The organism is Pedobacter jaeyakensis (genome assembly GCF_054461315.1).
Map to the genome: position 1 here is coordinate 2,279,651 of NZ_CM136921.1, position 14,993 is coordinate 2,294,643.

9 protein-coding genes are annotated in these 14,993 nt (G+C 38.1%); 5 read left to right on the forward strand and 4 right to left on the reverse strand.

The genetic code is table 11. From position 1 onward, the window contains the following. Positions 1 to 49: 49 nt before the first annotated feature. Entirely contained in the window at positions 50 to 439 is a 390-nt protein-coding gene (locus tag ACXZ1K_RS10150) for a response regulator (RefSeq protein ID WP_458969547.1), read from the forward strand. Beyond that, positions 420 to 1,502: a sugar transferase gene (locus tag ACXZ1K_RS10155; RefSeq protein WP_458969548.1), complete on the forward strand. Its 1,083-nt coding sequence runs from the start codon at positions 420 to 422 to the stop codon at positions 1,500 to 1,502. The genes ACXZ1K_RS10150 and ACXZ1K_RS10155 overlap by 20 nt, the downstream gene beginning before the upstream one ends. 72 nt (positions 1,503 to 1,574) lie before the next feature. Here ACXZ1K_RS10155 and ACXZ1K_RS10160 read toward each other — a convergent pair whose 3' ends face one another. The 4 genes from ACXZ1K_RS10160 to ACXZ1K_RS10175 all read right to left on the reverse strand — a co-directional run bounded on the left by ACXZ1K_RS10160 (position 1,575) and on the right by ACXZ1K_RS10175 (position 10,817). Next, positions 1,575 to 3,713 carry an OmpA family protein gene (locus tag ACXZ1K_RS10160; RefSeq protein WP_458969549.1) on the reverse strand — a complete coding sequence of 713 codons (2,139 nt, stop codon included), beginning with the start codon at positions 3,711 to 3,713 and terminating at the stop codon, positions 1,575 to 1,577. A 2-nt stretch (positions 3,714 to 3,715) separates the two neighbouring features. Continuing rightward, positions 3,716 to 4,645: a PorP/SprF family type IX secretion system membrane protein gene (locus ACXZ1K_RS10165; protein ID WP_458969550.1), complete on the reverse strand. Its 930-nt coding sequence runs from the start codon at positions 4,643 to 4,645 to the stop codon at positions 3,716 to 3,718. Position 4,646: 1 nt separating this feature from the next. Continuing rightward, the gene (locus tag ACXZ1K_RS10170; protein ID WP_458969551.1) at positions 4,647 to 9,998 is read right to left on the reverse strand and encodes an Ig-like domain-containing protein; all 5,352 of its coding nucleotides are present in this window, start codon (positions 9,996 to 9,998) and stop codon (positions 4,647 to 4,649) included. 201 nt (positions 9,999 to 10,199) lie between these two features. Next, on the reverse strand, positions 10,200 to 10,817 hold the full coding sequence (locus ACXZ1K_RS10175) for an acyltransferase (protein WP_458969552.1): 618 nt from the start codon (positions 10,815 to 10,817) through the stop codon (positions 10,200 to 10,202). Between the two features lie 75 nt (positions 10,818 to 10,892). On the opposite strand from ACXZ1K_RS10175, the gene ACXZ1K_RS10180 reads away from it, so the two are divergent. The 3 genes from ACXZ1K_RS10180 to ACXZ1K_RS10190 are packed head-to-tail and all read left to right on the forward strand — an operon-like array spanning position 10,893 to position 14,934. Then, the gene (locus ACXZ1K_RS10180) at positions 10,893 to 11,594 is read left to right on the forward strand and encodes a TolC family protein (protein WP_458969553.1); all 702 of its coding nucleotides are present in this window, start codon (positions 10,893 to 10,895) and stop codon (positions 11,592 to 11,594) included. Continuing rightward, positions 11,594 to 13,744, forward strand: coding sequence for an exopolysaccharide transport family protein (locus tag ACXZ1K_RS10185; RefSeq protein ID WP_458969554.1), 2,151 nt, complete (start codon positions 11,594 to 11,596; stop codon positions 13,742 to 13,744). The genes ACXZ1K_RS10180 and ACXZ1K_RS10185 overlap by 1 nt, the downstream gene beginning before the upstream one ends. A 2-nt stretch (positions 13,745 to 13,746) precedes the next feature. Then, positions 13,747 to 14,934, forward strand: a complete 1,188-nt coding sequence (locus tag ACXZ1K_RS10190) for a glycosyltransferase (RefSeq protein WP_458969555.1) — start codon at positions 13,747 to 13,749, stop codon at positions 14,932 to 14,934. Positions 14,935 to 14,993: the final 59 nt, after the last annotated feature.

Sequence of the window (14,993 nt, forward strand, 5' to 3'; positions counted from 1 at the left end):
TATGTTCGTTAGGTATTAAATGATTCCTAAAGGCGATTAAAAATTTCAAATGGCTAAGAAGCAAATATTAGTTGTGGATGATGAAGTAAGCATTTTAAAGCTGTTGAATTTTGTTCTTTCTAATGACTATGATCTGGTGATAAAAAACAGTGGTGTAGAAGCACTTACATGGTTGGAAGAGGGAAACTCTCCGGCACTTATACTATCTGATTTAGAGATGCCTTATTTTGATGGAAGTTCATTTATTCACAATCTGAAAATTAGTGGGTTTTACAGGGATACACCAGTTATCATTTTGTCTGGAGCCATTAACCTTGAAGAACGGGTTTCTCAAATGTCCTTTACGCTAGATGCCTACATTCCAAAACCATTCAATCCAGTGCAGTTAAAAGAAGCGATTTCAAATGTTTTCAAAAAATATGAGTCCATTGGAAACTAATTACAACATGCAGAATAACCAACATTCCATAGCGTTACTTTTTTCTTCACCAACATTTGAGCACAGTCTCTTACCACAGCTCAATTCAGCTTTTACAGTGCACTCGGAATCAAATGTGAACTCGTTGGAAAGCTATTTAAAAGAGCAATCTCTGTTTAGCTTACCAGATGTGATCCTGCTTGAAGTAGATGAAGAGCTCAGGTGTTTTGAATTTGTTCGTATGCTTAAAGCTAATGCCTTATTAAAAGGTTTAGTTATTATTTTGCTGTCAAAAGATAAGAAGGAGGAAGTGAGGCAGTTGGCTATGCAATATAAAGTGAATGACCTATATGTTTCGCCCATTCCTGTAAAAGACCTTTGCGAGCGTATCGTGTTCCTGGTTAAGTTCAAGTTGATTAAACCCCAACTGGCAGATCTTTCTCAGATTGATTACAGCTATAAAATACCTACATTAAAGCGTGTATTTGATATTGTTGTGTCTGGCTCAGCTTTACTTATACTGTCACCCTTATTTCTTGTTGTGGCAGCCGTTGTGGCACTCGAATCAAAAGGTCCGGTATTTTTCAAAAGCAAACGGGTAGGTACTGGTTATAGGGTATTTGATTTTTATAAATTTCGTTCCATGCGCACAGGGGCAAGTGCAGAACTTAACAATCTGAGCAGTCTAAACCAGTATAAAGGTGAGGACGCGGCGAAGAGTGTATTTGTTAAACTTAAGAATGATCCGCGTGTGACCAAATTCGGCCAATTTATCAGAACATACAGCATTGATGAATTGCCACAGTTGTTAAATGTATTAAAGGGTGATATGTCCTTAGTTGGTAATCGTCCTTTACCTTTATATGAAGCTGAAATGCTGACCTCTAACGAGTGGACTATGCGTTTTCTTGGGCCAGCTGGATTGACAGGGTTATGGCAGGTAAGTAGGAGGGGTAAGGCTGACATGTCTGAAAGAGAGCGCAAACGTTTAGATAACTTCTATGCGCAGAACCATTCCTTCTGGCTAGACCTTAAAATCTTGATGAAAACATTACCGGCAGCTGTACAAAAGGAAAAGGTTTAATAATTACTTATTCACATAAAAAAGGGGATGAACTGATAAAGTTCATCCCCTTTTGGTTTTAACAATTTTTGTCTATTTGGTCTTATCGTCACAATTTTGTCTGGTGATGTTCACACCATTCAGTATCACATCAAATTCAGTGCGTCTGTTTAATTGCTGATACTCTTCCGGACAAGGAACACCATCATAGCATCTATTTACCAATCTGGTTTTTCCGTAATACTCTACTTTCACTCTTGAAGCCGATATCCCTTTACTTACCAGGTAAGTTTTAGATTGTTCTGCTCTCCTCAATGACAAACTTCTATTGTACGCTTCTGAAGCGCGACTATCGCAATGACTGGAAGTGATCACAGTAATCTCCGGGTACTTATTCATCAAAGCGACTAACTCATCTAAAGCAGGTCTGGCATCAGGTCTGATATCAGACTTATCCAGATCATAATAAATGTTTTGTACAGCAAATATCTTTTTAAGAGAATCACAATTGTTTAACACATATTGTTGAATATTTTCGGTCTTAAACAAATAAATGTCTTTCTTGATTACTGAATCCTGCTCTATGCCTACTGAAGAAGCAAAGCCAATTTGGTTCACAAAGCCTAATTTTTGGCCTATCAATTCATAGTCCATATCTCTTGGGAGCTCCCTGCTAAATTCACCTTTTGCATTTGTGCGCACAGTATCAGTTCCATCAAGATGCCTCATTAGTAGCCTGCTGCCTGCAAGTGGAAGCTTTGTTCTACCATCACGTATTGTTCCTTTTAACAAAATCACATAAGAAGATTTTTTGAAACTGTAGATGTCATCATTCCCTCTTCTGTTGGAGCTGAAATATCCACTTTTCTCATCAGTATCTCTGATCAAGCCAAAATCATCTTTCGAAGAGTTGATAGGTGCGCCCATGTTTTTAGGCTCAGTTGTGGGCTTCATTTCATTAAGCTTAACTTCGAACACATCAAGGCCGCCTAAACCAGCATGGCCGTTGGAAGCAAAGAACAGTACATCATTCTTATCCAGATAAGGGAACATTTCGTTGCCTTCAGTATTTATCTTTTTACCCATGTTTACCGGCCTGGTCCACTGACCGTTGCCAGAACGAACACAGTAATAAAGGTCGGAGCCCCCATAACCACCTGGTCTGTCAGATGAGAAGATTAGGATATTTCCACCTTTATTCAGTGCTGGGTGACCAGTTGAGAATTCATCACCATTATAAGGGAATTCGGTAATCTTACCCAAATCATGACCAGATACCGTGTACATTTTTAGCTTCGTAACACCTTCCCGACTCGTACCGGTACTGCCTTTGAAAAAGTTATTACGGGTGAAGATGATAGACCCATCAGGAAAAACTGAAGCAGAAGCATCATGATATTTTGAATTCAATGCGCCTTTCAATAACGTTAAATTCAAGTCCTTTTCCAACAATAAACCTAATGTGTCACGTTCTAAAGAATTGTTAAAATTACCAATCGTCTTGGTATCGTTACTTGTAGGAGCAGTATCATCATCGTTAAACCTGTAATTCTTGTTAGTGGAGTTTTTGGCCACTGCTAACAGGCTATCTGGATCAATAATTTTAATTTGCTTTAAAGTAGGAATAGAATAAAGATTGGAGAAAGGTGTATTGTCCCATTGGAATATCCTTCTGGCGAATTTTTTGGAATTCCTGTTACTGGTAAACATCAATCCATCTTTATAATAGATAGGAGAGTAATCAGAACCTTGAGAATTCAAGTTAGTAAAACCAACTTTCCAGTTACCAGTATTTTTGTTAAACAAACTGAGGTTAGCATTCGCAAACGCTGCTGCGCGCTTATCGGTAGGTATTAAGCTATAGTATGCCCTGTATAAAGCCTCAGAACGTTCGTATTGCTGGTTATTTGCCAAAGCCTCTGCGTAGTAAAGAAACCATTCAGGCTTTGCATTCTTTTGTTTAGTTAATTTCTCGTACCAATATTGTGCCTCTTCATAGTTATTGATCATTTTATAACTATAAGCGATCATTTCCTGTGCCTTAACGTTCGCCGTGTCAGCAGCCAAAATTGGGCTCAACTCTTTAATTGCAGAAATGTATCTGAAAGAGGAAAACTCTGTGGTGGCCTTGGTCAAATCTGCTTCTTTTTTCGTTTGGGAGAAAGCAGTACCAAAAGCAACAATTAAAAATAATGAAAGAGTCAGCGCTTTATTAAATGTAGAATTCATCATAATTAAAAGTATCTTGGAGATAAGATTTTACCACTGCTGAAGCCAAATTCGTACCTCAGCATTATTTCGTGACTACCTTTGTTGAATTGCTGCAAAGCAGTAGTACTGTAATCGTAGCTATAACCGATCCTGATTTGAGGAGTTGCCTGGATTTCAATCAATCCTGCAACGTCAGCACTCGTTCTGTATTGAGCGCCGATACCAACAATATCTTTAATCCAAAGCGTTGCATTAAGGTCACCTTCAATAGGAGCACCCTTCACGCCTTTAATCAGGAAAGAGGGTTTGAACTTGAAGTCATCGCTCAAGGTAAACACATATCCACTTGAGAAGAAAACGTGCATGGCTTGGGTATTTCTATAATCAGAATTATTTGACGTGTAATTGGTAAGCCTGTTTTTTACAATGTCCTGCAGGGATAAACCGATGAAGAACCGATCAGAGTTATAGTAAACACCGGTACCAAAATTAAACAACATTTTATTCTCTGTATAGGCAAATGCAGGGTCGTAAGTGTTGGAATTTAGATTTACGCTGTTGTAATCTGCACGAAATTGGTTAATGTCTCCCTGAAGTCCAAAAGCCAGCGTGCCCTCGTCCATTCTTATCCTGTAGGCGCCACTGATTACAGCACCGTTGTTCTGTACTACACCAAGTTTATCAGTAAATACTTGGACACCTAAACCAATTCTTTTATCAAGAATCGGCGCATCTAAAGTAAGTGTACCTGTTCTTGGCGCACCATCAATTCCAGTCCACTGATTCCTGAAAAGGGCAGTAGCAGAGGTTACGTTTCTACTACCAGCATATGCCGGGTTGATAGCAAGCGTGTTGAACATATACTGAGTGTACATGGCGTCCTGCTGAGCATTTGCTGCAAAAGAAGTAATGATCAGGCAAGCGGTAAGTATGATTTTATGTATTCGTTTCATGTTATCTGTTAATTGTAAGGACTCCCACTTTTTTCTCTGTTCCATCTATGATGATCACGTAATAATAAGTACCAACTGGAACTTCATTACCAACGTAAATACCTTCCGTAGTTTTACCATCCCAGGTGTTCTTGTAATCTTTAGAACGGTAGACTCTATTACCCCATCTATTGAAAACTTCAAGGTTAATAGTTTTACCTAATGCATTTTCTACAACGAAGAAGTCGTTGATACCATCACCGTTAGGAGAGAAACCACCAGGGATCTTCAACGGATCTTTAGTTAAAGTAATTGGTGTTAATTCAGAAGGAGACACATCACCAGGTTTAGTCGCATCAGGATCGGGAACTAATCCATTGGTAGATTGATCCTGAGTTAAAGTACCTGTGCTAACCGAATAGCCATCAGCAATTGCAAAATTGTTGAATTTTCCGGCTTCAGTTCCTAACACTAATCTTAGTTTTAACGTAGCAGTTTCAGTTCCTTTTGCTGCTAATGTACTTGTAGCAAGTAACAGACTTGAAGTTCCAGATCCATTATAGGCAGGATTTGATTTCAATGTTCCAGTCGCCGAAATACTAACAACTTGGTAATTTACCCCTGGGAATGCTAGACTGAGGTTGTCAGTCAAACTAAGGCGCTCCAAACCAACATCACCGTAGTTCTTTAAGGTAAATGTGTAGGTAACATCGTAGCTGCCATCAAAGTTCTTCACAACTGCAGCAGCTTTTGCAAGACCAATCTTAGCTGGTGTAGATACTGTAATTGTTACTGTTGCGGGCTGAGATTCGTTACCGTTAACATCTCTTACAATATAAGTGAAATCATCAGGACCTGTATAACCTGGTGTAGGTGTATAGATCGGTTTACCAGTTGCCGGGTCAATTGTTATTGTACCATGTGTCGGTTGTTTAGTAATAATAACAGTGCCTCCGGCAGGAACAGGCACATCTATAACTTTAGGTGTACCGGTATTTACTGGCACTATAATGTTCGGCGTTAGAATAACGATCGTTGGAACTTGAGGTGTTACATCCGAAGGCGAATTCGGATCTGGGTTCAAACCGTTAGTAGAAATATCCGTTGTGAGCGTTCCTGTTCCTGTAGAATTACCTTGAGTAACTGCAGTATTAGAGAAAGAACCACCAGTTTGATTTGCAGCTATGGTAACTTCTAGTTCTACTTGTTCTTTAAAGTTGGCAGCAATGGTGCTTGTCGTTAACAACATTTCTTTAACAGTGCCACCATTAAATAGTGTGTTTGTTCTTAATGTACCCGAAGCATTTAATCTTGTTATGGTGAAAGTTTTGCCAGGGAATGCAGCACCCAGATCATCTGTTAAGCTCACCCTTTCCAAAGCAACGTCACCATAGTTAACAATATTGAATAAGTAAACTAACTTATAGCTTCCATCAGCATTCCTTATGCTTGAAATTAAGCTCTTTGCAAGGCCAATTTTTGCAGGTTTAGTTACCGTGATCGTTACTTTACCTGGTGTTGAAACAACACCATTTGGATCTTTGATGGTGTAGGTAAATTCATCAGGACCAGAATAACCAGGCGTTGGTGTATAGATTGGTTTACCGGTTGCAGGATCCGTGGTTATAGTGCCATGCAGTGGGGGAGTTACAATTGTGTAAGAACCGCCCGGTAAAACTACAGGGATGTTTATAATCACTGGAGTTCCACTTGTCGCAGGTTGATTGATATCTGGTGCAGGTACCGCAGGATTGATCGCTACAGTTACAGAAATTGGATCAGATTCAATTCCATCACCTGTTCTTAATTTGTAAGTGAACACATCATTTCCCGTGTAACCAGTTGTTGGCACAAAGACAGCATTTCCAGAAGCATCAATAGTTACTGACCCATGTGCAGGGTTAGAAACAATGATTGGTGTTGTACCCAAACTGCTTGGGTCGTTCGCTTTAATGTTTATGGTAACTGGAGTGTTTAATGGGGTAGTGCGGCTATCTGCCAAACCTACAGGTTTAACATTCACGGTTACTAAAATTGGAGTTGATTCTAAACCGTTCGCGTCTCTTAGTTTATAAGTAAATGTGTCCTTTCCAGAGAAGGTGTCGAAAGGTGTGTAAATTGGTACTCCAGAAGGGTCAAGTACTACTGTACCATTTAATGGTACCGCAACCAGCACGACAGTAGTTCCTGTTTTACTTTGATCATTGTCTTTTACTGGTATAGTTATAGGCGTCTTAGCTGGCGTTGTGGCAACATCCGGTGAACCTGCAGGGTTTGAAGTAAGCGTCACCGTAATCGGATCCGATACCAAACCGTCCGGAGTTCTCAATGTATAAGTAAATACATCCGTACCGGTAAAACCAGGATTTGGTGTATAAGTCACAATACCCGATGGGCTTACTGAAACTGTTCCGCTGGTAGGCGTTGTATTGATAACTACCGTTGTATTCGTTTTACTTGGGTCGTTACTCTTCACGTCGATAGGAGTTACGCCATTTACTGCGCCGATATTATCGTTAACACCAACAGGTTTCACATTTACTATTACAGTTATCGGATCAGAGGTAGCACCATCCACTGTTTTAAGCGTATAGGTAAACACATCCTTACCAGAAAAATCTGTACTTGGTGAGTACAGTACCTTGTTGTCTGCACCTACAGTCACACTACCACTTGTTGGTACCGTGGCAATAGTCACTGTTGTTCCGGTATTACTGATGTCATTATCCTTAACGGCAATCGAAATGGGAGTGTTGGTTGGAGTAGTAACCTCATCGTTACTGCCCACTGGCTTTATGGTAATATTAACTAAAATAGGATCTGACTCTAAACCGTCGGCTGTTCTTAAAGTATATACAAAGCTATCAGGTCCTGAATAACCAGCTGTTGGAGTAAATGTTACCACATTGGTTGTGGTATTTAATGCAAGTGTTCCATGAAGAGGAGGGGTACCTAAAACTACAGAAGTTCCGGTTTTACTCAGATCGTTGTCCTTAACAGGTATTACAACAGGAACATTGATTGGTGTAGAAACTACATCATTAGATCCAACTGGTTTTACGTTAATCGTAACTGTTATCGGATCGGATTCCAATCCATCATTTGTCCTAAGCAGATAAGTGTAGGTGTCTTTACCAGAAAAACCTGCGATTGGCGTATAAGTAACGGTATTGGTGCCGTTTACAACTATCGCACCATTAGTAGGTGGAACTACGGGAATCACTGTCGTTCCTGTTTTGCTCGCGTCGTTATCTTTAACAGAAGTGGTAAGTGCAATGCCGGCAGGAGTAGTTCCTGTGTCTGGCTGACCAGTTGGTCGAACACTTACTGTAACAGTAATCGGATCAGATTCAACTCCACCTGGGGTTCTTAATTTATAGGTGAAAGAATCACGTCCGCTAAATCCTGCAATAGGCGAATAGGTAACCGTATTATCGGGGTTCACGACGATATTACCATTAACAGGCAAGGTAGCTTCTACAACAGTGGTTCCCGCTCTTCCGGGATCATTATTTGCAACAGGTATTGTTACAGGCGTTGAAGCTAGTGTCGCTGCATTATCATTGGTACCAATAGGCTTTACGCTAACCGCTATATTTACTGTAGCAAAATTCGAAGTTAGACCTCTAATATCTTTTACAGTATAGGTAAAAGAATCAGGACCTGTGTATCCGTTATTTGGCGTATAGAGTGCTATACCAGTTGCAGGATCTACAAACACGGTTCCGTTGGTCGGAGCGCTAATAATAACTACTGATGCAAGGTCAATAGTCGGATTTCCTTCGGGATCTGTATCGTTGTCAAGAATGGGAATGTTTACAGGGGAATTCAAGTTGGTACTCACCGCATCATTAACTGCAGTCGGTCTCCTGTTCACATTTACGACTACGTCGTCAAAAGTAGAACAGCCACCAGCAGTTGTGATTGTCCATCTGAAAGTATATACACCGCCTAATAAATTACTTGCAATAGTATTAAAGATGGTGTTGTTAGCAAAAATAGCTGTACTAGGTCCAGAAACTTGAGTCCATAGACCGGTATTCCCTGCACCTGGATCATTTGCCGCTAGCGATGTGGAAACAGATGGATTTGCAAAATTTATAAAAATATCAGGGCCAGCATTCGCGCTAATAGAAGGAGCCACATAGTTAAGCGTGTATGTTGCGTTACTTGAAGTTATGCCATAATTATCTTTGACATTATAAGAAACTGCAACAGGTCCAATGAATGCCGTAGAAGGAACAAAAGAAACAGTGCCGTCATCATTAGCTGTAAATATACCTTTTCCAGCGACCGAAAAAGTTTTTTGGATTCCGATCGTAGCGGGGTCTAAATCGATAGAATTTTTGCTAATTGCTGCACCAGCATTCGGCGTGGTATCATTTGCCGTAACATCAAATGAAACGGGGGTATTGAAACATCCGTTTGTAGCATCAGGATTAGCTGTTGGGGGATTTAATCCATTTGTGTTGAAAACTGAAATCGCAACATTTCTTACTTCATGAAAGTTAACATTATCACCTGTCGAAGACGCAAATCCATATCGCAAGTTTGCGGGAGCAACAGTCATGTATGGATATCGATCTATCATGGTCACCGTATTTAATGTAGGACCACCTTGTGTCAATCTAACAGTAACAAAATAACCCCCCGCAGGATTAGGCTCCATTTCCATTGAAACTTTTCTGTAAGCATCAGATGTTGTTTCAGGAAATCTACGTGAATCGTTTCCTGCCAATGGAATTCCTTTATCAACTGTTCGTTGAGAGATTAAAAATGGATAATTATTAGCAGTAAGTGCATCTCCAGTACCCTTTCCTCTCAACGTGATGGACCCAGGTCTTAAGCCAGGTATTCCTCCTTGTCTTCCCTCTATGGGGTTTGAAAAATTACCATACTCATCTAATCCAATGCCTAGGTATCCACCATTTACTCCTACGGAAGTAGGAGTTGTATTGGTATATTGCGCGTATCCTAATGATCCTCCGAAACCACCGATAGTAAATGGAGTGGCTGCAGCGTCGAATAAAAAGAAACTGATCCCGTCGGCACCAGTTCCACCATAAATGTAATATTCGAACTCAACTCTTAAACCATTGGCTGAAGGAAAGTCTGAGTTACTGTAGGCAAATCCTTTCTGATCAGTTGCATTACTAGTTAGCCTCAAATAACCCTCTCCAACTGGATCAATAGGAGTTCCGCCATTGGCAGAGCTACCTGCGGCAGTTAAAAATGCGGATGGTGCGCCACCGAATGTTATACCAGGCGCTGTGGCCGCGCGGAAACTTTCAATGTAAGGAAATTGCGCATATACGGAGGGAGATATAAGCTGTATTAGAAAGAGAAGTACGAGATAACGTATAAGTCTAATCATATTTAAATTAAGATAATTGCCATTATATGCATCATGCAAGCCAAAAATAGCGCCATGAAACTAAAAGTGGCGTCAAATAGGGCATAACACGATGAAAATCCCGTAAATATACGAAAAATCAATAAATTAATAATATATACGAATCTAAATTAGGGACTGTCGGTGTGGAATATAGTCCCGAATCATTACTATAAATCCACGCTATAGCTTATCCCAAATCCCAGAATGGGGATTATATTGCTTTATAACCTTCGCTGGGTTTCCTGCGACAACTGAGAACGGTGGAACGTTTTTTGTGACTACTGATCCTCCTGCTACAACTGAATGTTTGCCTATTGTTACTCCTGCGGTTATTACAGAATTCGCAGCAATCCAACAGTCATCTTCAATACTTATTTGTTTGGTAGTTACTGGTTGCTTTGAAATTGAAAGAGTCGAGTCCTGATATTCATGATTTAATCCACTTAAAACGACATTTTGTGCCAAAATAACGTTGTTACCAATTGTAACAGGTCCAATAATTACATTACCCATTCCAATTAGAGTTTCTCGTCCAATCATGACATTGCCAACTCCATTGTTAATGGTTGAAAAATCTTCGATTACTGATTTATAACCTAATTCAAATTTGTTGAAAGGTAAAACGTCCATCCGTGTTCGTTTTCTTATTATGCTATTGCCAGCAACTTTGTGAAAAAATGGGTTAACAAAAAGTTTAACCCAAAACCTTGGTCGGGCTTCTTCCGATGGAATTAACATCCAGTGAATGAGTTTTTTTAATTTTGGATTATTTTTAATAATGTGGATTAGTCGGGGCATGTTGATAAGTATATGATTGACGTGACTAGCATATCATAAAGTTGTAATATATATTTGACTTTTACTATTTCTATTATGAATAACTCTAGAAAAGCTAAATCACTTCTGTTATTTTTGCTTTTAACTTGCTTATTTACAAAGCAGTCTATGGCTCAGGAAAGTGTTCTAAGTCAAATCTCCGACCTGTACGTTAACAAACTTATTGCTACTGCTAAGGAGAATTATCCAAGAATTAAGGTTTTTAGTGGCCAAGTTGCAGCCTCAAAAAGCGAACTTTCTACCGCAAAGGCTTCCTGGCTTGATCCGTTTTCATTTCAATATGTGGCGAGATCAAACAAAGCTCAAGCAAATTTAGTAGATGTCACAACCCAAGACATATTGACCGGGTATCAATTTGGAATTTCTGTAAATCCTGGGTCACTATTTAGTAAGCCAGGGCAGGTAAGAAAAGCAAAGGAGCAGGTCAAAATTGCAGAATTCAACCAGCAAGAATATAATTTGACATTGGAAACGGAGGTAAAGCAACGTTATTACCGTTACTTACAAGCTAAGTTATTTCTTAAACCAACAAACGACGCCTTAATCGATGCCGAAAGTACATTTAAGGTTGTAAAATTGGCTTACCAGAAAGCGGAAATTACGCTTGTGGAGTATAATAATGGATCAACAGCCTATAATCAAGCCTATAGTTCGAAGGTTCAAGCAGAAGTAGATTATATGACAGCTAAGGCGTTGCTGGAAGAGTTAACTGTAAAAAAACTTGAAGAAATTAAGTAATGGACGAGATAAAAAAGTTTTTATCGCTTATTAAAAGATATATGCTGGCTTTGATAATAGTTCCTATTGTCACTGTTATCATAACATATTTTCTTGTAAGGAACCAACCAAATTCATACATTTCAGAATCCCAAATAGCCACAGGAATTGTTGATGAAACTAAGCAGTATCAACAAATTTCGATTTTGAATGAAACTATGCTTCAGGGACAGCAGATTACCCAAGAGTTTAGTAACCTAATGTCAATGATGAGAATGAAGAAGTTGCTAGATCAAGTTTCTTACAAACTCATTTTACATGATTTGACGTCAAAAGATAAGTTTCGAAAAGAAAGTAAGTTGTTATCCACTTTGAATAGTGATGCTCGAAAACACGCGGTCGAAACTTACACAGAATTATTTGCTAAAGGACAGGGCTTAGATCTTTCAAACAGCGATCAAAATGGATTAAACAGCGTTTTGCAGTCGATGGGCTATGACTCAGAAAGCCTGAATTCAAAATTGAACATTTTTAGAGCTGGAGACAGTGATTTTATTTCTATACAATTTGAGTCTGAAAGTCCAAATCTGTGTGCCTTTGTAGTCAATGAACTTTCTATCGAGTTTGTTAAATATTATTCAAATGTCGTTAAAACAAATAAGGTAAAAGCCACCAATTTTCTTGGTGTCTTACTGAAAGAGAAAACGGACACCCTCGCAAGTCGGATGTCAAATCTTCGAACATATAAAATTAGAAATAGAGTATTAAATTTAGATGAACAGTCTAAGCAATTATATTCTAGTATTGTTGAATATGAGAACCAAAAGCAGCAGATTATTCAGAATACTTCATCATATGCCGGCGCCTTAAATGAAATTGATCGAAAGTTTTCTCCTGGTGAAAGAAAATATATTGAGTCAATTTTATCAAAAGTTAATCAAGATATCATCGACTCAAGAGAAGAATTAAGCGCCTTGTATGAAGCGCAATTCAATAACGATTTTGATTCTAAATACCAAGTTTCCATTGATTCTGTGAGACAAAAGATGAGTTCTGAAATTGCCAAATCGTCGGATCAATATTTGACTAGTCCACTCGCAACTAAACAAACGCTTGTACAGCAAAAGCTTGATCTGGAAATTAAACTAGACTTGTCCAGGTTTAGCGTCAATGCGTTGGAGAATAAGCTTCGTGAACTTAATGCTAAGTTTGACGCAATGGTACCAAAGGAGGCAGAAGTGCAAACATTACAAATGGGTATTGAAATTGCCACAAAAGAATACATGGATGTATTGGACAAATACAATCAGAGCAGTTTAGAATCGGGTATTTCTGTCAAACTTAACATTATCCAAGTTGGTATGCCAGGTGCTGCTCAACCTTCCAAAAAAATGCTCCTTGTGATACTAAGTGCAATTATCAGTTTGATCTTTTGCATGGTGATTATTTTTGTATTTTTTCTTTTTGATAGAAGTATCATTTCACCTGAACAACTCGCAAATAAAACTGCATTACCTGTTTTAGGAACAATTAACGAACTAAATATTAGTTCGATTGATTTAAAAGAAATTTGGACAAGTAACAATCTTGAGCCAGTAGTAATGGACTTGAAAAATCAGTTAAGATCCATTAGATACGAAATAGAAAATGATCTTCAGGGCAAAATTCTTGTAATAAATAGTTTAAATAGTGGTCAGGGCAAAACATTTTTGGCTATGAGTCTAGCCTTTGCTTGGATGATGACTAATAAAAAGATATTGGTAATTGATGGGAATTTTAATAATCCTAAAATTAGTGATCTTTCCAGCGCTAATTATTATATCGAGGATTATTTACAAGGCAAGATTAATCTCGATTATATCAGTAACGAATCAATAACTATTTTAAAAAACCGGGGTGGCGATAAATCTCTAATAGAATTAGCAGATTATAAGCAAATTAAAAATCAGCTTGAATTAGCGAAAGAGAAATTTGATTTAATATTGATTGAGACTGCACCATTAAATGTTGTGAATCAGTCAAAGGAATGGCTATCTTTTGCTGACAATATTATAGGAGTATTTAAATATGGTAACAGTCTTAGCGATAAGAAACGGGCTCAAATTAATTATTTAAGCAAAACAGGAATGTATCTTGGTTGGATTATGAATCAGGTACCACAAAAAAAATAAAGATGTCTTTCGTTCAGTATCTATGGTTGTTCATTCAAGTTATTATAGGATTTAATTTATTTTTTCCGGCAACTTGTTTTTTGCTATGGATTTTAATTAAAAGCAAAAGGCCGATAATCGATGCTAAATCAGAATCTGATTATGCAATAATTGTTACCGCTTACGAACAAACTCATACCATACCCCCGGTTGTGAATTCTATTTTGAATTTAAAATATCAGAATTTTTTAATATATGTGGTGTGCGATAAGTGTGACATTTCTAATCTTCATTTTTCAGATGATCGTGTGATTATCCTGCAACCTCATGAAGTATTAGCTAGCAATACAAAATCGCATAAATTTGCTTTTGATAATTTTAAAAGGAATCATGATAGAATTACCATCATCGATAGTGATAATTTAGTAGATAAAAATTATTTGACTGAACTTGATAGAGCCTTTGATAAGGGCTTTATAGCTGTTCAAGGTATCAGAAAAGCAAAGAACCTTGACACAAATATTGCACGACTAGATGCGGCGAGAGATATTTACTATCATTTTTACGATGGAGAAATTCTGTTTGATTTAGGCTCTTCTGCAACTCTTTCCGGTTCCGGTATGGCCTTTGATCGGAGTACCTATGCTAACTTTTTGGAAACTACAGAAGTATCTGGAGCTGGATTTGATAAAGCGCTTCAAGCTTGGTTATTACGAAGAAATAACCGCATAGCATTCGCAAAGAAAGCAGAGGTATATGATGAAAAGACTTCTAAATCAGAGCAGCTCATAAACCAAAGAAGTCGATGGATAAATACTTGGTTCAAATATTTTTCATTAGGATTTGGTATTATCTTGAGAGGTATTAGAAATCTAAGCCTAAATCAGTTTCTTTTTGGGATAGTTTTATTGCGTCCACCGTTGTTTATATTCTTGATATTTTCTTTCTTGGCATTGTCTGTAAATATTCTGTTTGGATCGTACTTTGTCGCATTGATTTGGATTTTCGGATTTATATTATTTATTTGTTTTTTCCTAGTTGCTTTAATTTTCAATAAAGCTGATCCTAGAATTTATCAATCTCTCAGAAATATCCCAACATTTGTTTTTTATCAAATTAGCTCTCTGTTAAGAGTTCGCAAAGCCAACAAGATATCTGTGGCAACAAAGCATACTTTTATCGAAGAAAAGGAGGATAGCGATGAAAGTTGAACCAAAAAAAAGGGAAGATTACACAATTACTTTTAATCAATTAAAAAGAAAAGCTGCGC